Genomic DNA, 19107 nt, shown 5'->3' on the forward strand with positions numbered 1-19107 from the left:
ATTGTGCTTACAAAATCGCAAAGCTACGATGCGTGCCATCCGGGCATGGTGCCCGTGCCCTTTTCAGGAGACTACCCCCATGGATGCTGCCGTCAAAGTTGCCACCGTCAAACTGCTGATCAACGGCGAGTTCGTTGAATCCAAGACCACCGAATGGCGCGATGTGGTCAACCCCGCCACGCAGCAGGTGCTGGCCCGCGTGCCCTTTGCCACGCAGGACGAGATCAACGCCGCCGTCGCTGCCGCCAAGGAGGCCTTCAAGACCTGGCGCAAGACGCCCATCGGTGCGCGCGCGCGCATCTTCCTGAAGCTGCAGCAGCTCATCCGCGAGAACATGGCCGAGCTGGCCGCCACCCTGACGGCCGAGCAGGGCAAGACCCTGCCCGACGCCGAGGGCGACGTGTTCCGCGGCCTGGAGGTGGTGGAGCACGCCAGCGCCATCGGCAACCTGCAACTGGGCGAGCTGGCCAACAACGTGGCCAACGGCGTGGACACCTACACCGTGCTGCAGCCCCTGGGCGTGTGCGCGGGCATCACGCCGTTCAACTTCCCGGCCATGATCCCGCTGTGGATGTTCCCCATGGCCATTGCCACGGGCAACACCTTTGTGCTCAAGCCCTCCGAGCAGGATCCCATGGTCACCATGCGCCTGTGCGAGCTGGCCCTCGAAGCCGGCGTGCCGCCCGGCGTGCTGAACGTGATCCACGGCGGCGAGATGGCCGTGAACGCCATTTGCGACCACCCCGACATCAAGGCCATCAGCTTTGTGGGTTCCACCAAGGTGGGCACGCATGTGTACAACCGCGCCAGCCTCAACGGCAAGCGTGTGCAGTGCATGATGGGCGCGAAGAACCACGCCATCATCCTGCCCGACGCCAACAAGGAGCAGACGCTCAACGCCATCGCAGGTGCCTCGTTCGGCGCGGCCGGCCAGCGCTGCATGGCCCTGCCCGTGGTGGTGCTGGTGGGCGAAGCGCAAAAGTGGCTGCCCGACTTGGTGGCCAAGGCCAAGACGCTCAAGGTGTCCGGCGGCACCGAGAAGGGCACGGACGTGGGCCCGGTCATCTCGTGCGCCGCACTGTCGCGCATCGAAGGCCTGATCGAGCGCGGCATTGCCGACGGCGCCACGCTGGAACTCGACGGCCGCAAGCCCAACGTGCCCGGCTATGAGAAGGGCAACTTCGTCGGCCCGACCATTTTCAGCGGCGTCAAGCCCGGCATGGCCATCTATGACCAGGAAATCTTCGGCCCCGTGCTGAGCGTCGTGGCCGCCAAGGACCTGGACGAGGCCATCGAGTTCATCAACGCCAACCCCAACGGCAACGGCACCGCCGTGTTCACGCAGTCCGGCGCTGCCGCGCGCAAGTTCCAGGAAGAGATCGATGTGGGTCAGGTCGGCATCAACGTGCCGGTGCCCGTGCCCGTGCCGCTGTTCTCGTTCTCCGGTTCGCGCGCCTCCAAGCTGGGCGACCTGGGCCCCTACGGCAAGCAGGTCATCCTGTTCTACACCCAGACCAAGACCGTGACCGCGCGCTGGTTCGACGACAGCACGGCGGGCCAGGGTGTGAACACCACGATTAGTCTGAAGTGACACCCCCCTTGAGGCGCTGCACGCCTTCCCCCCTCTCTGCTTCGCTTCGCTCGCGGAGGGGGGACGACGCCAGCGCGGCGGGGCGGCCCTTGCACGGTGGCTGCTGGCCTGGGCCGCGCCGGTTTCATGCGACGCGCCCGCAGACAAGAATTTTGAGAAAAATCGGCTCCAGCGCTTGCCAGGCAAGCGCCATCAGCTATAAAAACAAAAGCACACCCGACCCGGAGACCAGCCCATGGACTTTGAACTGACCGAAGACCAGCGCGCCTTTGCCGACACCGCGCGCCAATTCGCCCTGGCCGAGCTGGCCCCGCACGCCGCGCACTGGGACGCCGAGGGCATTTTCCCGCGCGAGGCCATCGCCAAGGCCGGCGAACTGGGCTTTTGCGGCCTGTATGCGCCCGAGGCCGCTGGCGGCCTGGCCCTGCCGCGCCTCGATGCCACGCTGGTGTTCGAGGAAATGGCGGCCGTGGACCCCTCCACCACCGCCTTCATCACCATCCACAACATGGCCACGTGGATGCTCGGCACCTGGGCCCAGCCCGAGGTGCGCGACCACTGGGGCCCGCTGCTGACCAGCGGACAAAGACTAGCCTCCTACTGCCTGACCGAACCCGGCGCGGGCTCGGACGCCGCCTCGCTCAAGACGCGCGCCGAGCTGGTGGGCAATGAATACGTCATCAACGGCTCCAAGGCCTTCATCTCCGGCGCGGGCAGCACCGACGTGCTGGTGCTCATGGCCCGCACGGGCGATGCAAACTCCGGCGCCTCCGGCATCAGCGCCTTCGCCGTGCCGGCCGATGCCCCCGGCATCAGCTACGGCAAGAAGGAAGAAAAAATGGGCTGGAACAGCCAGCCCACGCGCCAGATCAGCTTTGACAATGTGCGCATCCCCGCCAACCACCTGCTGGGCCGCGAGGGCGAAGGCTTCAAGATCGCCATGAAGGGCCTGGACGGCGGGCGCATCAACATTGCCACCTGCTCGGTGGGCGCGGCCCAGGGCGCGCTCCAGCAGGCGCAGCAGTACATGCACGACCGCAAGCAGTTCGGCAAACCCATCGCCAGCTTCCAGGCGCTGCAGTTCAAGCTGGCCGACATGGCCACCGAACTCGTCGCCGCGCGCCAGATGGTGCGCCTGGCCGCCAGCAAGCTGGACGCGGGCGACCCCAACGCCAGCACCTACTGCGCCATGGCCAAGCGCTTCGCCACCGATGCGGGCTTCAACGTCTGCAACGAGGCACTGCAACTGCACGGCGGCTACGGCTACATCCGCGAATACCCGCTGGAGCGCCTGATGCGTGACGCGCGCGTGCACCAGATCCTGGAAGGCACGAACGAGATCATGCGCGTCATCATCGCCCGGCGCATGCTGGACGGCGACGCGCCGGACACTATTCGCTAGGTTTTTGATAGCTGCTTGCGCTTCACCGCCAGGCATCGGCAGCCCATTCGACCTTCAAGACGCCACCATGCCCGCCCGCCCCCTGGCCGACGAAACCCTGCACCTCATCGCCGCGGTGCGGGACGCGCTGGCCGAGCGCCTGGGCGCGGATGCCACGGTGGAGGAACGCCCCCTCTTCGGCTGCCACGCCTTCATGGTGGACGGCAAGCTCTGCCTGGCCGTCAAGGGCGAAGACCTGCTGGTGCGCCTGCCGCCCCAAGAACACGCCGCCACGGCCGAAACGCCCGGCGTGCGCGAGCTGGACCCGCGCGGCGGCATGCCCGGCTACTTCTGGGTGGAGCCCACGGGCTACGCCACGCGGCCGCAGTGGCTGCACTGGGTGGAAACCGCCCTCGCCTACAACCCCCAGGCCAAGGCCTCGCCCCGGCGCACCAGGGCCCGCAAACAAACAGCGGCATGAGAGTTCAAGTCTTTTTACTCCCTGGGGCTTATGCAGCAAGCGCAAGTAGCTACTAAAACAATAGCTAACCCCTCCCCTTTTCCAACCCTTTCCAACCGACCAGGAGACAGCACCATGCAAATCGCATTCATCGGCCTCGGCAACATGGGCGGCCCCATGGCCATCAACCTGCACAAGGCCGGCCACAGCGTCAAGGCCTTCGACCTGAGCCAGGACGCGCTCGCCAAGGCCAAGGCCGAAGGCCTGAGCGTGGCCACCAGCGCCCAGGACGCCGTACAGGGCGCCGAAGCCGTCATCACCATGCTGCCCGCCAGCCAGCACGTGGAAGGCCTGTTCCTGGGCAAGGGCAACCTGCTCGCCAGCATCGCCAAGGGCACGCTGGTGATCGACAGCTCGACCATCGCCGCCGCCACCAGCCAGAAGGTGGCCAAGGCCGCTGAAAGCCTGGGCATCGACTTCATCGACGCGCCCGTCTCCGGCGGCACCGGCGGCGCCATCGCCGGCACGCTGACCTTCATGGTCGGCGGCAGCGAAGCCCAGCTGGAACGCGCCCGCCCCCTGCTGGAAAAAATGGGCGCCAACATCTTCCACGCAGGCAGCGTGGGCGCCGGCCAGACCGCCAAGATCTGCAACAACATGCTGCTGGGCATTTTGATGATTGGCACCAGCGAAGCCATCGCCCTGGGCGTGGCCAACGGCCTGGACCCCAAGGTGCTCAGCGAAATCATGCGCCGCAGCTCCGGCGGCAACTGGGCGCTGGAAAAGTACAACCCCTTCCCCGGCGTGCACGAGAACGCCCCCGCCTCCAAGGGCTACGCCGGCGGCTTCGGCACCGACCTCATGCTCAAGGACCTGGGCCTGGCCCAGGAAAACGCCATGGCCACCAAGGCCAGCACGCCCCTGGGCGGCCTGGCCCGCGCCATCTACGCCGCGCACAGCATCGCGGGGCATGGCGGCGAGGATTTTTCGAGCGTGATCAAGATGCTGCAGAAGAAGGGCTGATCTGCGCGGCTGAGGCCTTTACCTGCTGAAACGGGCGCTGTGGCTGGCCGCTGCAGCGCCCGTTGCTTTTCACACTCTCTGGCCACACGGTGCTGGAAGATCCACAGACAGGCACCCACACCGGTTAAAAAGACAAAAGGCCTGCAGCGGAAAACCACTGCAGGCCTTGTCATGATTGGTCGGAGCGGCGGGATTCGAACTCGCGACCCTCTGCTCCCAAAGCAGATGCGCTACCAGGCTGCGCTACGCTCCGACAAGCTGGCATTCTAACCCGACTTGCACCCTGTTTCGGGCTTGGACGGGCAAAACGCCGTTTAAATCACTGGTCAGCGAGCAGCGCCCGGGCCGGGACGGCCCGCCAGGTGACGGAAGGTGATGCGGCCCTTGCTCAGGTCGTAAGGAGACAGCTCCAGGGACACCTTGTCGCCCGCCAGAATGCGGATGTGGTGCTTGCGCATCTTGCCGCCGGTGTAGGCGATGAGTTGGTGCCCGTTGTCCAGCGTGACGCGAAAGCGCGAGTCTGGCAGCACTTCGGTCACGCTGCCCTGCATTTCAATCAGTTCTTCTTTTGCCATGTTCAATCTCTAAAAAACAATTCAATCCGTGTACGGCGCCTGCGAAATCGGGTTAGCCACAGGCGCAAACGCCTGTCCGGTGGAGCAGGCGCAGTGTGCTTTGCGTGCTGTGGGGTTCGCTGCACCCGGGGCGCAGTTCAGAAAGAATGCCGGGAGAGACGGCTCCAATGGACAGGCAAGGCGCTGTGCATGAGCCCGCTGATTGTACCGCGATGTGGCCACGTTGACTATGGTGCAGCGGTGCCCGCTTCACCCGTGGGAAGCGCCAGGGCCAGGGCACGCACCAGGTCCGACTGCGTGATGACACCCACCAGCCGCGCCTGCGCATCCACCACGGGCATGTGGTGGTGCCCGCCGCGCGAGAACAGGGGCACCAGGTCCATGACATGCTGCCGGGCATCGACCACCTGCACTTGCTGGCTCATGATGTCCTTCACCCGCGATGGCCGACCCGAGCGCCCTCGGATCAGGGTGCGCAGACGCTGCCCCAGGCCCTCGTGGGTATCGAGGCTGGCCAGCCGCACAAAATCCGCCACCGTGACGATGCCCAGCACGGCTCCCTGCGCATCCACCACGGGCAGCGCCTTGATCTGCTCGCGCCGCATCATGGCCCAAGCCTCCTTCAGCGCCACGCCGGGTTCCACGGCCATGGGTGGCCGCGACATGATGTCGGCGCAGCGCAGTTCGCCCAGCGTGCGCTGGAAGGCGGCCCGGCCGGCCATGTGCAGCAATCCGGCCAGATCGGCGCGGCTGATGTCCAGCACCTGGTTGTAGTGCGCCAGCGCTGCATCGAGGTCCGCCGTGCTGAACTGCCCGGCACCCACGGCCCGATCATCGCGCTGCGGGCGCTGGGGATGCGGGTAGCTGCGCCCGGTGGCGTTGTTGTAGGCAATGCCCACCAGCACCAGCACGAGCACATTGAACAGCACCGGAAACAGCAGCAGGTGCGCGTCTTCGCCAGGGTTGAGCACCACGAACAGCGCCATCGCCGCGCCCGGCGGATGCAGGCAGCGCAGCGGCACCATCACCAGCACGGCGGCCGCAACGGCCAGCGCCGCAGCCACAGCGGGTTCGGGCACCAGGGCGGCACAGGCCAAGCCGACCCATACCGACAGCGTATTGCCCCCCAGCACCGGCCAGGGCTGCGCCAAGGGGCTGGAAGGCATGGCGAACACCAGCACGGCGCTGGCGCCCAGCGAGGCCACCATCCAGTGCCCGCCAGGGTGCGCGTGGCTCCACCAGCGCGCCAGCAGGGCCGCCAACAAAACGCCCAGGGCCGCACCCAGAGCAATACGCGCCCGTTCGCGACCCGTGATGCCCACGGGTGCAGGCCAGAAATTGCGCAACCAGGCGCCACGCACCGCGTGCGCCGGTTCGGATTCAGGAGAGGGGAATGGCATTCGACAACATCCGGACCTGCCGGGCAAAACACATGCACCCAGGCAGCGCGTGGCGCGGGGGAATGCAGGGGCCGCATTGTGCCTGCGCGCGCCATGGCCCGCGGCTGCACGCCGATTGACCCTGGCACACAAAGGGCAAGGCGCCGATAGAATGGCGCGCTTCCCCCACTCCAGCCTTCCCACCGTGTCCGACCGCCTTGCCGTCCTGCCGCAGTACCTGATGCCCAAACGTGCCCTCACCGTCGCTGCGGGCCGCATCGCCTCGGCACGCGCCGGCGCTTTGACCACGGCGCTCATCCGCCGCTTCGTGGCCCGCTATGGCGTGGACATGACCGAGGCCGCCAATCCGGACCCGGCCAGCTACACCAGCTTCAACGAGTTCTTCACCCGGCCGCTCAAGCCTGGTGCCCGCCCGCTGGCCGCCGCCGATCTGATCTGTCCGGTCGATGGCGCCATCAGCCAGTTTGGCCCGGTGCAGGGCGATCAGGTCTTCCAGGCCAAGGGGCACCACTACAGCACCACGGCACTGGTCGGCGGCGACGCACAACTGGCCGCGGAATTCGAGGGCGGCCATTTCGCCACGCTCTACCTGAGCCCGCGCGACTACCACCGCATCCACATGCCTTGCGAGGGCCGGCTGCGCCGCATGGTGCATGTGCCCGGCGACCTGTTCTCGGTGAACCCGACCACGGCGCGCGGCGTCCCCGGCCTGTTTGCGCGCAACGAGCGCGTGGTGTGCGTGTTCGACGGCGCCCACGGGCCGTTCGTGCTGGTGCTGGTGGGCGCCACCATCGTGGGCAGCATGGCCACGGTGTGGCACGGCCTCGTGAATCCGCCGCGCCCCGGCACCGTGCGCCAGTGGGACTATGCGGACCAATCCATCGTGCTGAAACAGGGCGATGAGATGGGCCGCTTCCTGCTCGGATCGACCGTCGTCATGCTGTTCCCGCACGGGCCCTTGCAGTTCAACCCCGCCTGGGGCCCCGCCCGCCCGATCCGCATGGGCGAGGCCATGGCCCACCTGGGCACCCGCTGACGCGGGCTACCGTGTCACGCGCCTCAGCGTGAACACAGCGGGCTCCACTGTCAACACATCGGCGTTGACAGGGGCTTCATAGCCCACCAGATGCACCAACAGCACGCTGCGGCGAATGATGATGTGGCTGACGGTTTCCCGGTTGGCCCCGAAACGCACCACGGTGCCGGGCTTGAAGATAGGCATGCGAAAACAAGCTGCGCTGTGCATGGTCTGCAGTCTGCGTACGATGTCTGAAGGGTGAACTCAATGCCGCCTGCCAGGGCGGCAGACGCTATCGTAATCATAGCAACATGTTCCCCCACCTGCCGGGAGCAGCCCTACGCGTTTTGGTGCTTCCCCGGATAATCACACCCATGTCACTGTTGCCCCACCAGATTGAACTGCTGTCCCCCGCGCGCGATGCCGACATCGGCATCGAGGCCGTCAACCATGGCGCCGATGCCGTCTATATCGGCGGCCCGGCCTTCGGCGCGCGCGCCGGGGCGGGCAACGACATCCGCGAGCTGGAACGCCTGATCACGCACGCCCACCGCTTCCACAGCCGCGTTTTCATCACGCTCAACACCATCCTGCGCGACGACGAGCTGGAAGGCGCGCGCCAGATGGCCTGGCAGGTGTACAACGCCGGTGCCGACGCGCTCATCATCCAGGACATGGGCCTGCTGGAGCTCGACCTGCCCCCCATCCAGCTGCACGCCAGCACCCAGACCGACATCCGCACGCCCGAGAAAGCGCGCTTCCTGCAGGACTGCGGTCTGTCGCAGATCGTGCTGGCGCGCGAGCTGACGGTGCAGCAGATCGCCGCCGTGCGCGCCGCCACCGACCCCCAGCGCTGCGCCATCGAGTTCTTCATCCACGGCGCGCTGTGCGTGGCCTACAGCGGCCAGTGCTACATCAGCCACGCCCAGACCGGCCGCAGCGCCAACCGGGGCGACTGCAGCCAGGCCTGCCGCCTGCCCTACCAGGTGACGGACGCGCAGGGCCGCATCGTCGCGCACGACAAGCATGTGCTCTCGATGAAGGACAACAACCAGAGCGACAACCTGCGCGCCCTGATAGCCGCCGGCGTGCGCAGCTTCAAGATCGAGGGCCGCTACAAGGACATGGGCTACGTGAAGAACATCACCGCCCACTACCGCAGGCTGCTCGACGAGATCCTCGACGAGCGCGAGGCCTCGGGCGACCCGCTGGCGCGCGCATCGAGCGGCCGCACCACGTTCACCTTCACGCCCGACCCGCTGCAGAACTTCAACCGCGAGTTCACCGACTACTTCGTCAACGGCCGCAAGGAAGACATCGGCGCCTTCGACACACCCAAGAACCCGGGCCAGGCCATCGGCTGGGTGACCAGGCTGGGGCCCAACTTCGTCGAGCTGGAAGTGAGCGACACGGCCACCGTCCTGCACAACGGCGACGGCCTGTGCTACTACGACCTGCAGAAAGAACTGGTGGGCCTGCAGATCAACCGCGCCGAACCCGTGTCGCCGCGCGGCGGCCGGCAATGGCGCGTGTTTCCGAAAGACCCGATGGAGGGTTTCAAGGACCTGCGCAAAGGCACCGAGGTCAACCGCAACCGCGACATGGACTGGGTGCGCACGCTGGAGAAGAAATCGAGCGACCGGCGCATCGCCCTGTGGGCGCAGTTCGCCGAGACCCCAGACGGCTTTGCCCTCACGCTGACCGACGAGGACGGCTTTACCGGCTCCGCCCAGGCCGCCCTGCCCCATGAGGCGGCGCAGGACGCGGCCAAGGCAGAGGCCAGCCTGCGTGAGCAGCTCGGGCGTTTCGGCGCCACGATCTTCAGTGTGAACGACATCACGCTGCAGCTCTCGCGGCCCTGGTTCGTGCCCGCCTCCAGCCTCAACGCGCTGCGCCGCGATGCGCTGGCCGCGCTCGAAGCCGCCCGCGCCGCGGGATTCGAGCGCCTGCCGCGCGCCACCCCCGTCGAGCCGCCCGTGCCCTACCCCGAGGACACGCTCTCCTACCTCGCCAACGTGTTCAACCACAAGGCGCGCGATTTCTACGCGCGCCACGGCGTGAAGGTGATAGACGCGGCCTACGAGAGCCACGAGGAGGAAGGCGAAGTCAGCCTCATGATCACCAAGCACTGCGTGCGCTACTCCATGAGTCTGTGCCCCAAGCAGGCCAAGGGCGTCACGGGCGTGCAAGGCACCATCCGGGCCGAGCCGCTGCAGCTCATCAACGGCAAGGAGCGGCTCACCCTGCGCTTCGACTGCAAGCCCTGCGAAATGCACGTGGTGGGCAAGATCAAGCGCCAGGTGCTGAACCAGGCGCAGGAGCAGCCGCTGACCTTCTACCGGGCACGCCCCACGGCGGCACGCTGAAGGCACGGCGAAAGGGCGAGTCGGTCTTTCAAGGAAAAAAGGCCTCCGGCGCCCGTCAATAAAGCGCGATAAGCTATTATTTTTATAGCGCCATATCGCCGTCATTCTGGCCTGTGACACCAACGCCGGGCCGTACACTGGGGCGGCCCCTTCCGCAAACCCTGTTGGCAGACTGCTCCGCATGGCGACCGAAACCATCCCCACCACCGCCACCCACGACGCCCACGACGCCCACCTGCGCGACGCGCAGGAACTGGCGCAAGCCCACGGCGTCGATCCCGATACCGGCCTGCACGCCGATGAGGCCACGCGCCGCGCCGCGCAGCATGGCGCCAACGAGCTGCAGGACCATGCCCGCCGGGGGCTGCTGGCGCTGTTGATCGAGCAGTTCAAGGACTTCATGGTGCTGGTGCTGCTGGGCGCAGCGGTGGTCTCCGGGCTGGTGGGAGAAGCCACCGACACCGTGGTCATCCTGGTGATCGTGGTGCTCAATGCGCTCATTGGTTTTATGCAGGCCTGGCGCGCCGACCAGGCCATGGCGGCGCTGCGCCAACTGGCAGCGGCGCACGCCACCGTGCTGCGCAGCGGCGAGGTGCAGGTGGTGCCTGCCAGCGCGCTGGTGCCTGGCGACATCGTGCTGCTGGAAGCCGGCAACCAGATCCCGGCAGACCTGCGCCTGATCGAGATCGCGCAGCTCCAGGTGGACGAATCGGCCCTCACGGGCGAATCCGTCACCGTGGCCAAGCAGACCGGCACCCTGGCCGCACAGGACGCGAGCGCCCTGGGCGACAGGGTGAACATGGCCTTCAAAGGCACCACCGCCACCCATGGCCGCGCGCGCGGCCTGGTGGTGGCCACCGGCATGCACACCGAACTGGGCAAGGTGGCCCGGCTGCTGGGCGGTGAAGACCGCAGCACCCCGCTGCAACTGCGCCTGGCGGCGTTCGGCAAGCGGCTGGCGCTGGCGGTGCTGGGCATTTGCGCCATCGTCTTCGTGGTGGGCGTGCTGCGCGGCGAGGCGCCGCTGCTCATGGCGCTCACGGCCATCAGCCTGGCCGTGGCCGCCATTCCCGAGGCGCTGCCCGCCGTGGTCACCGTGCTGCTGGCGCTGGGCGCGCGCCGCATGGTGGCCGTCAACGCGCTGGTGCGCCGCCTGCCCTCGGTGGAGACACTGGGCTCGGTCACCACCATCTGCTCGGACAAAACCGGCACGCTCACACAGAACCGCATGCACGCCGAGCTGCTGCTGGCCCAGGGTCAGCGCTGGACACCGGGCGACGCCCTGCCCGGCCCGGTGCACCGCGAAGCCCTGCGCGCGGCCGCGCTGTGCAACGACGCCACCGGCCACACCGAGAGCGATGGCGACGAAGCCGCCACCGTCTGGCTCGGCGACCCCACCGAAACCGCCCTGGTGCTGGCCGCGCACGCCGGCGGGCTGGACAAGGCTGCGCTCGACGCTGCCAGTCCGCGCGTGCAGGAGCAACCCTTTGATTCGGACCGCAAGCGCATGACCACCTTCCACCGCGTGGCGGGTGGCTTTGTGGCCTATACCAAGGGCGCGCCCGAGTCTGTGCTGCCGCGCTGCGCCGCACAGTGGACGCCCGAGGGCCGCGCTGCGCTCGACACCACCGCGCTGCTGACCCAGGCCCACCAGCTCGCCGCCCAGGGCCTGCGCGTGCTGGCCCTGGCGCGGCGCGGCCATGCCCGCCTGCCCGACACCAATGCCCTCGAAGCGGTGGAGAGCGAGCTCGAACTGCTGGGCCTGATCGCCCTCATCGACCCGCCCAGGCCAGAGGCGCAGGCGGCCGTGCGCGACTGCATCAGCGCGGGCATCACCCCGGTGATGATCACGGGCGACCACCCTGCCACGGCGCGCGCCATCGCGCACCGCCTGGGCATCGCGGCGCAGGCCGACGCCCCCGTGCTCACGGGCGCCGACCTGGCCACGCTGGACGACACCGCGCTGCGCGAGCGCGTGGAGCAGGTGCGGGTGTATGCGCGCGTCGATCCGGCGCAAAAGATCCGCATCGTGCAGGCCCTGCAGGCACGCGGCCACTTTGTCGCCATGACCGGTGACGGCGTGAACGATGCCCCCGCGCTCAAGCGCGCCGACATCGGCGTGGCCATGGGCAAGGGCGGCACCGACGTGGCACGCGAGGCCAGCAGCCTGGTGCTGCTGGACGACAACTTCGCCACCATCGTGGCGGCTGTCAAGGAAGGCCGGCGCATCTACGACAACATCCGCAAGTTCGTGCGCTACGCCATGACGGGCAACTCGGGCGAGATCTGGACCATCTTCCTCGCGCCCCTGCTGCTGCTGCCCATTCCGCTGCTGCCCATCCACATCCTGTGGGTCAACCTCGTCACCGATGGCCTGCCCGGCCTGGCGCTGGCGGCCGAACCGGCCGAGCGGGGCATCATGCAGCGCCCGCCGCGCGCGCCCACCGAAAGCATGTTCGCTGGCGGCATGTGGCAGCACATCCTGGGGATTGGCCTGCTCATCGGTGGGCTGTGCCTGGCCGTGCAGGCCTGGGCCCTGTCCACAGGCAACGCGCACTGGCAAACCATGGTGTTCACCGTGCTCACCCTGGCCCAGATGGCACATGTGGTGGGCATTCGTTCCGAGGTTGATCCCGTCTGGCGCCTGGGGCGCAACCGCCCGCTGTGGGGTGCGGTACTGCTGACCTTTGCACTGCAGATGGCAACCATCTACGTGCCCGCCCTCAACCCCATCTTCAAGACCGAGCCGCTGGACCTGCCCGACCTGGCCGTGTGCCTGGGCGCAGCGCTGATCGTGTACGTGGCGGTGGAACTGGAGAAAGCCTGGCGACGCCGCAATGCCGCCGCGCTGGCGATGGACGAACCTGTGCGCTGAAGGTGCACAATGCGCCGTGCGGGCCCCGCAGTGGTGCGGGGCCTTGGCGCACTTTCCATCGACAGAGGGACATCCATCCATGCAATTCGAAACCCTGGCCGTCCACGGCGGCTACACGCCCGAGCCCACCACGCATTCCGTCGCCGTGCCGCTCTACCAGACAGTGGCCTACTCGTTCGACAGCGCCCAGCACGGCGCCGACCTGTTCGACCTGAAGGTGCCGGGCAACATCTACACCCGCATCATGAACCCCACCACCGACGTGCTGGAAAAGCGCGTCGCGGCGCTGGAAGGCGGCGTGGCCGCGCTGGCCATGGCCTCGGGCATGGCGGCCATCACCGCGGCCATCCAGACCATCGCCGAAACCGGTGACAACATCATCTCGGCCAGCACGCTCTACGGCGGCACCTACAACCTGTTCGCCCACACCTTCCCGCAGCAAGGCATCGAGGTGCGCTTTGCCGACCCGCGCGACCCGGCCAGCTTTGCCAAGCTGATCGACGCGCGCACCAAGGCCGTGTACTGCGAATCCATCGGCAACCCGCTGGGCAACGTGACCGACATCGCCGCGCTGGCCAAGGTGGCGCACGACCATGGCGTGCCGCTGATCGTGGACAACACCGTGCCCAGCCCCTACCTGTGCCGCCCCATCGAGCACGGCGCCGACATCGTGGTGCACGCGCTCACCAAGTACATGAACGGCCATGGCAACAGCATCGGCGGCATCATCGTGGACAGCGGCAAGTTCCCGTGGGCCGAGCACAAGGCCCGCTTCAAGCGCCTGAACGAGCCCGACGTGAGCTACCACGGCGTCGTCTATACCGAGGCCCTGGGCCCGGCGGCGTTCATCGGCCGCGCGCGCGTGGTGCCCCTGCGCAACATGGGCGCGGCGCTCTCGCCGTTCAACGCCTGGCTCACGCTGCAGGGCATCGAGACCCTGCCGCTGCGCATGGACCGCATCTGCGACAACACCCTGGCGCTGGCCAAGACCCTGCAGGCCCACCCCAAGGTGGAATGGGTGCGCTACGCCGGCCTGCCCGACCATGCCGACCACGCCGTGGTGCAGCGCCAGATGGGTGGCCGCGCTTCGGGCATCCTGTCCTTCGGCCTCAAGAGCAGCGATGCCGACCCGCGCGCCGCCGGCGCGCGCTTCCTCGACGCATTGCAGCTGTTCACCCGTTTGGTGAACATCGGCGATGCCAAGTCCCTGGCCACGCACCCGGCGTCCACCACACACCGCCAGCTCAACCCCGAAGAACTGGCCAAGGCCGGTGTGAGCGAAAACATGGTACGCCTGTCGGTGGGCATCGAGCACCTGCAAGACCTGCAGGCCGACCTGGCCCAGGCGCTGGACAAGGTCTGAGCCTTGCCCTGCCACCCGGGCCTGCACAGGCCCGGGTGATTTTGGGTGTTTTTGGCCTCCAGCGCCCATCCATCAAGCGCAAACAGCTATTGTTTTGATAGCTTATTCGACGCTACGCCCCAGCGCTCGGGCGTATCCATAAGCCCCTGTCAGGTCAAGGTTGGCGCAGCGCTGCAAGAATGCGGCGCAACAACCGCGCCCTTCCTCCTGCCGACACCCCATGGACTCCATCAGCCAGGCTGCCCTGGGCAGCGCCGTCGTTCTTGCCACCCTGGGGCGGCGCACGGCTGCCTGGAAGGCCGCACTGTGGGGCGCGGCGGCGGGAACGCTGCCGGACCTGGACGCCTTCATCGACCATGGCGAACCACTGCTCAACATGGTGCGCCACCGGGCCGAGAGCCATTCCCTTTTTTTCCTGGCGCTGGCCAGCGCACCGCTGGGCTGGCTGGTGGCCCGCCTGCAGGGCGAGCGGCAACTGTGGCGCCGCTGGTGGCTGGCCCTGGCCCTGGCGCTGCTGACACACCCCTTGCTGGATGTGCTGACCGTCTATGGCACGCAATTGCTGCAACCGTTCACAGACCACCCCTACGGCGTGGGCAGCATGTTCATCATCGACCCGCTCTACACCCTGCCCCTGCTGGTGGGCGTGGTGGCGGCGCTGCGCCACCCGCAGGGCCTGCGCTGGAACCAGGCCGGGCTGGTGCTGAGCACGGCCTACCTGGGCTGGAGCCTGCTGGCGCAGCAGCATGTGCGCGGCATATTGGAAGAGGCTCTGCGTGCCCAGGGCCTGCCCGCCAACCAGGTGCTGGTCACGCCCGCCCCGTTTTCCACCGTGCTGTGGCGCGCCGTGGCCATGGGCCCGGAGCACTACCATGAGGCCTATTACTCGCTGATCGACGGCGGCGCCCCAGTGCAGTGGACGCAGCATCCCCGTGGCAGCGCCCTGCGCGCCGCCCATACCGCCCACCCGCACGTGCAGCGGCTGGAACGCTTCAGCCACGGCTTCATGCGTGTGCAGGCCAGCCCTGAGGGGCGGCTGCAGATCACCGATCTGCGCATGGGGTTGGAGCCCTGCTATAGCTTCCACTTTGACGTGGGGCCGGCCATCCCCGCCGAGGGCGCGGCAGCGGTGGAAGGCGACCTGCCAACCCAGCAATGGCAGCGCCCCGACCTGCGCACCGGCCTGGCCTGGTGGTGGCAGCGCCTGTCCGATCCGTCTGCGGGCCCTCTGTCGCGCGTGCCTGGCGTGTCGTCCTGCGGGCGCTGAAGCGCGGCCGGGCAAGGTCCAACCACCAGGGCTGCCGCTCTTGCCTTGCCCCCCACTTGTGCAAAAAAAAGACCGGCGCACGCGGCGCCGGCCGTCAAATTACCTTAGAGAGTATGAGAGACGCTACGGACTGGCTCAGAAGCGCCAGCCCAGACCTACGCCCACGAGCACAGGATCGACCTTGAAGCTACCCAACTTGGCACCGTTGGCGGTGACATCGGTCTTGATGAAAACCTTCTTGATATCGAAGTTCAGGTACAGGTTCTTCTGCAGCGGAATGTCCACACCGACCTGCAGCGCGGCACCGAAGCTGTTGCGGTCGATATCCACGCCGGCAGGCGCCTTCACGCTGGAAAAGCGCGTGTAGTTCAGGCCCGCGCCCACATAGGGCTTGATGCCGGAGGTGTTGAAGTGGTACTGCAGCAGCAGCGTGGGCGGCAAGTGCTTGAGTGAGCCAATCGCCGCGCCGCCTGCACGCAGTGTGTGCTTTTGCGGCACGGTAAGGATCAGTTCGGCCGCCACGTTGGGCGTAAAGAAATAGGAGACATCCACTTCCGGGATGGTCTTGTTGTTGACCGTCAGGCCCAGGGGGGTGCTGTCCTTGTTGGCGCTGTCCAGATGCACGGCACGGGCACGAACCATCCAGGGGCCTTCCGACTGCTGCGCCAGCGCAGCACCAGAAGTCAGAGCACAGAGAACGGCCACAGCCAGCAGGTTCTTTTTCATGGTGATTTCAATCAGGTTTCACGGGGACGACCCCCGTGAACGCATTAGGCCTACTTTGAAAGTGGTCTTTTTTGCTCTGCATCAACCGTCCGTATTAACCCTAATTCCAGTGGTTGATTCATATCAACCATTTTTCAACTATGGTTATTGAGCGCCGTTTGCCCGCCGTCGATGGGCTCATTTCCAGCGCCCGTGTCATCTCGGTTACAGCCCCCACGACCAGGCCTCTTGAATTTTAAGACGACCGGTCATATTATTCATCCATGGCCCGCACCGCTGACAAAACCGACATCCCCCTGCGCCTCACCCAGGCAGGCCGCGACCTGTTCTCGCGCCAAGGCTACAACGCCACGGGCATCCAGCAGATCACCGACCACGCGGGTGTGCCCAAGGGCTCGTTCTACAACCACTTCGAAAGCAAGGAAGTGTTTGCCGTAGCCATCATCGAGCAGTACGCCGAGCACCTGCAGCGCTCCTGGGAGGCCATGATGGCCGCCGCGCCCGCCCAGCCCATGGCCGCCATCCGCTACGTGTTCGCCGAAATGATGGCCTACCACGAACGCAAGGAGCTGCAGGCCGGCTGCCTGGTGGGCAACTTCGCCGCCGAGATGGCCCTGGCCAGCGACGCCTGCCGCCAGGGCCTGCTGCAGGCGCAACTGGCCTGGCGCGAGCGCCTGGCCGGCATGATCGAACGCGCCCAGGCGGCGGGCGAGGTCCGCGCCGACCTGCCCGCCCCCGTGCTCTCGGCCCTGGTCTGGGACACCTGGGAAGGCGCCCTGCTGCGCATGAAGCTCGAAAAATCCACCACGCCGCTGCGCGACAGCATGGCCCTGGTGCTCGACCACCTGTTCCAGCCCGCCGCACCCGCGACGGGCATTCCCCCCACCACCAAGGAGTAAGCCCCCATGGGTATCCCCGCAGAAACCTTCGCCACCGACGCCCTGTTCCAGCCCCTCAAGCTGGGCCGCATCGAAGTCGCCAACCGCATGGCCATGGCGCCACTCACGCGCAGCCGCGCCAACGACGCACTCGAACCCACCGACATGGTGGTCGAGTACTACCGCCAGCGTGCCAGCGTGGGCCTGATCATTGCCGAGGCCACGCAGATCTCTGCCACCGCCCAGGGCTACACCCACACCCCCGGCATCTACACGCCCGCACAGATCGCCGCCTGGAAGCAGGTGACCGACGCCGTGCACGCCAAGGGCGGCAAGATCTTCGTGCAGCTCTGGCACACCGGCCGCATGTCGCACAACGCCTTCCAGCCCAACCAGCAGGCGCCCGTGGCCCCCTCGGCCATCGCCGCCAAGGCCAAGACCTACATCGTCGGCCAGGGCTACGTGGACTGCGCCGTACCGCGCGCGCTGGAAACCGCCGAAATCGCCGGTGTGGTGAACGACTTCCGCCAGGCCGCCGCCAATGCCATCCAGGCAGGTTTTGACGGCGTGGAAATCCACGGCGCCCACGGCTACCTGATCGACGCCTTCCTGCGCGATGGCTCCAACCACCGCACCGACCAGTACGGCGGCAGCATCGAGAACCGCGCCCGCTTCCTGCTCGAAGTGATGGCCGCCGTGACGCAGGAGATCGGCGCCGACCGCGTGGGCATCCGACTCTCGCCCGTTTCGCCCGTCAACGACTCGTCGGAGAGCAACCCCCAGCCGCTGTTCGAGCAAGTGGTGCGCGAGCTGGAAAAGCTCCACCCGGTGTACATCCACGTCGTCGAAGGCCACACCGGCGGCCCGCGCGACAACGCCCCGTTCGACTACGAGGCCCTGCGCCGCCTGTACTCCGGCGTGTGGATGGTCAACAACGGCTACACCAAGGAAATGGCCGTCGACGCCCTGCGCAGCGGCCGCGCCGACATGGTGTCGTTTGGCCGCGCCATGATCACCACGCCCGACCTGCCGCGGCGCTTCCGCGACAACCTGCCGCTGAACGAGCCCTTTGCCGACGCCCCCGTGTACGGCGGCACCGGCCCGCACGGCTATACCGACTACCCGGCCCTTCCTTGACCCCAGGGCAAACTGCGCGGCGTCTCAGAGGCTGAGAGCCTCTCAGCGCTTGCGCAGCTTCTGCACCACGGTGACGGCGCCCAGCACCAGGGCGCCAGCCACGATGCCGGCCACGCCGTTGAGCCCGTTGGTGGCCAGTGCCTGCCACAGGCCGCCCAGCGCACCCTGCGCCACGGCGGCGCCCGCGCCCTCGATGGCGTGGTGCAGTGGCGCAATGCCGTGCACCAGGATGCCGCCGCCCACCAGGAACATGGCGGCCGTGCCCGCCACCGAGAGGAATTTCATCAGCCAGGGCGCCGCCGCCAGCAGCCCTCGGCCCAGGGCCTGCGCGGCGCTGCCGGTCTTCTGGCTGAGCCACAGGCCCAGGTCGTCGAGCTTGACGATGCCGCCCACCAGGCCATAGACGCCCACCGTCATGAGGACGGCGATGCCCACCAGCACCGCCACCTGCTGCAGGAAGGGCGCGGACGCGACCGTGCCCAGCGCGATGACGATGATTTCCGCCGAGAGGATGAAGTCGGTACGCACCGCGCCCTTGATCTTGTCCTTCTCGAACGCCACCAGGTCCACCGCCGGGTTGGCGTTGGCCTGCACATGGCTCTCGTGCTCGGCCGCCTCCTCGGCTTCGCTGTGCAGGAACTTGTGCGCCAGTTTCTCCACACCCTCGAAGCACAGGAAGGCGCCGCCGAGCATCAGCAAGGGCGTGATGAGCACGGGCACGAACGCACTGATGGCCAGCGCCGCCGGCACCAGAATGGCCTTGTTCACCATCGACCCCTTGGCCACGGCCCAGACCACGGGCAGTTCGCGGTCTGCCCGCACGCCCGTGACTTGCTGCGCGTTGAGCGCCAGGTCGTCGCCCAGCACCCCCGCCGTCTTCTGCGTGGCCACCTTGGTCATGGCCGCCACATCGTCGGCCACGGCGGCGCTCTTCTTGGCGGCCACCTTGGTCATCACAGCCACGTCGTCGAGGATGGTGGCGATGTCGTCAAGCAGCGCGAGCAGACTGGCTCCGGCCATAGATGGGACTCCTGGAATCGTTGGAAG

Annotated in this window: 16 protein-coding genes and 1 tRNA gene; 11 read left to right on the forward strand and 6 right to left on the reverse strand. The window is 67.3% G+C overall.

Annotation, left to right across the window (positions count from 1 at the left end; all coding sequences use genetic code 11):
* The first annotated feature begins 79 nt into the window (after nt 1-79).
* From GWK50_RS09865 to mmsB, 4 genes are all read left to right on the forward strand, one after another.
* Entirely contained in the window at nt 80-1591 is a 1512-nt protein-coding gene (locus GWK50_RS09865) for a CoA-acylating methylmalonate-semialdehyde dehydrogenase (RefSeq protein ID WP_162016347.1), read from the forward strand.
* 235 nt (nt 1592-1826) lie between these two features.
* Nucleotides 1827-2993, forward strand: coding sequence for an acyl-CoA dehydrogenase family protein (locus GWK50_RS09870; protein ID WP_162016348.1), 1167 nt, complete (start codon nt 1827-1829; stop codon nt 2991-2993).
* 67 nt (nt 2994-3060) lie between these two features.
* Nucleotides 3061-3453, forward strand: coding sequence for a TfoX/Sxy family protein (locus GWK50_RS09875; protein WP_162016349.1), 393 nt, complete (start codon nt 3061-3063; stop codon nt 3451-3453).
* A 114-nt stretch (nt 3454-3567) separates the two neighbouring features.
* On the forward strand, nt 3568-4455 hold the full coding sequence (gene mmsB / locus GWK50_RS09880) for a 3-hydroxyisobutyrate dehydrogenase (RefSeq protein ID WP_162016350.1): 888 nt from the start codon (nt 3568-3570) through the stop codon (nt 4453-4455).
* A 176-nt stretch (nt 4456-4631) separates the two neighbouring features.
* Here mmsB and GWK50_RS09885 read toward each other — a convergent pair.
* From GWK50_RS09885 to GWK50_RS09895, 3 genes are all read right to left on the reverse strand, one after another.
* Nucleotides 4632-4708, reverse strand: a tRNA-Pro gene (locus tag GWK50_RS09885).
* Between the two features lie 73 nt (nt 4709-4781).
* Nucleotides 4782-5030, reverse strand: a complete 249-nt coding sequence (infA, locus tag GWK50_RS09890; protein ID WP_162016351.1) for a translation initiation factor IF-1 — start codon at nt 5028-5030, stop codon at nt 4782-4784.
* Nucleotides 5031-5257: 227 nt separating this feature from the next.
* On the reverse strand, nt 5258-6430 hold the full coding sequence (locus GWK50_RS09895) for an HPP family protein (RefSeq protein WP_162016352.1): 1173 nt from the start codon (nt 6428-6430) through the stop codon (nt 5258-5260).
* Between the two features lie 184 nt (nt 6431-6614).
* On the opposite strand from GWK50_RS09895, the gene asd reads away from it, so the two are divergent.
* The gene (gene asd, locus GWK50_RS09900; RefSeq protein ID WP_162016353.1) at nt 6615-7466 is read left to right on the forward strand and encodes an archaetidylserine decarboxylase; all 852 of its coding nucleotides are present in this window, start codon (nt 6615-6617) and stop codon (nt 7464-7466) included.
* Nucleotides 7467-7472: 6 nt separating this feature from the next.
* On the opposite strand, the gene GWK50_RS09905 is transcribed toward asd, so the two are convergent.
* The gene (locus GWK50_RS09905; RefSeq protein WP_232828908.1) at nt 7473-7652 is read right to left on the reverse strand and encodes a hypothetical protein; all 180 of its coding nucleotides are present in this window, start codon (nt 7650-7652) and stop codon (nt 7473-7475) included.
* A gap of 170 nt (nt 7653-7822) precedes the next feature.
* Between GWK50_RS09905 and GWK50_RS09910 the strand changes: the two genes are divergently transcribed.
* The 4 genes from GWK50_RS09910 to GWK50_RS09925 all read left to right on the forward strand — a co-directional run bounded on the left by GWK50_RS09910 (nt 7823) and on the right by GWK50_RS09925 (nt 15319).
* Nucleotides 7823-9814 (forward strand): U32 family peptidase, encoded by a 1992-nt coding sequence (locus GWK50_RS09910; RefSeq protein WP_162016354.1) that lies wholly within the window; start codon nt 7823-7825, stop codon nt 9812-9814.
* A 181-nt stretch (nt 9815-9995) separates the two neighbouring features.
* Nucleotides 9996-12689: a cation-translocating P-type ATPase gene (locus tag GWK50_RS09915; RefSeq protein WP_162016355.1), complete on the forward strand. Its 2694-nt coding sequence runs from the start codon at nt 9996-9998 to the stop codon at nt 12687-12689.
* 79 nt (nt 12690-12768) lie between these two features.
* Nucleotides 12769-14052 carry an aminotransferase class I/II-fold pyridoxal phosphate-dependent enzyme gene (locus GWK50_RS09920; protein ID WP_162016356.1) on the forward strand — a complete coding sequence of 428 codons (1284 nt, stop codon included), beginning with the start codon at nt 12769-12771 and terminating at the stop codon, nt 14050-14052.
* A gap of 220 nt (nt 14053-14272) precedes the next feature.
* Nucleotides 14273-15319 (forward strand): metal-dependent hydrolase, encoded by a 1047-nt coding sequence (locus tag GWK50_RS09925; RefSeq protein ID WP_162016357.1) that lies wholly within the window; start codon nt 14273-14275, stop codon nt 15317-15319.
* Between the two features lie 135 nt (nt 15320-15454).
* On the opposite strand, the gene GWK50_RS09930 is transcribed toward GWK50_RS09925, so the two are convergent.
* The gene (locus tag GWK50_RS09930) at nt 15455-16045 is read right to left on the reverse strand and encodes an OmpW family outer membrane protein (protein ID WP_162016358.1); all 591 of its coding nucleotides are present in this window, start codon (nt 16043-16045) and stop codon (nt 15455-15457) included.
* Between the two features lie 263 nt (nt 16046-16308).
* On the opposite strand from GWK50_RS09930, the gene GWK50_RS09935 reads away from it, so the two are divergent.
* Nucleotides 16309-16944 (forward strand): TetR/AcrR family transcriptional regulator, encoded by a 636-nt coding sequence (locus GWK50_RS09935; RefSeq protein ID WP_162016359.1) that lies wholly within the window; start codon nt 16309-16311, stop codon nt 16942-16944.
* 6 nt (nt 16945-16950) lie between these two features.
* The gene (locus GWK50_RS09940) at nt 16951-18060 is read left to right on the forward strand and encodes an alkene reductase (protein WP_162016360.1); all 1110 of its coding nucleotides are present in this window, start codon (nt 16951-16953) and stop codon (nt 18058-18060) included.
* Nucleotides 18061-18102: 42 nt separating this feature from the next.
* On the opposite strand, the gene GWK50_RS09945 is transcribed toward GWK50_RS09940, so the two are convergent.
* A complete protein-coding gene (locus GWK50_RS09945; protein ID WP_162016361.1) occupies nt 18103-19080 on the reverse strand; it encodes a DUF808 domain-containing protein in 978 nt (325 codons plus the stop codon).
* Nucleotides 19081-19107: the final 27 nt, after the last annotated feature.

It is taken from the genome of Acidovorax sp. 210-6, from assembly GCF_010020825.1.
GTDB lineage: Bacteria > Pseudomonadota > Gammaproteobacteria > Burkholderiales > Burkholderiaceae_C > Simplicispira > Simplicispira sedimenti.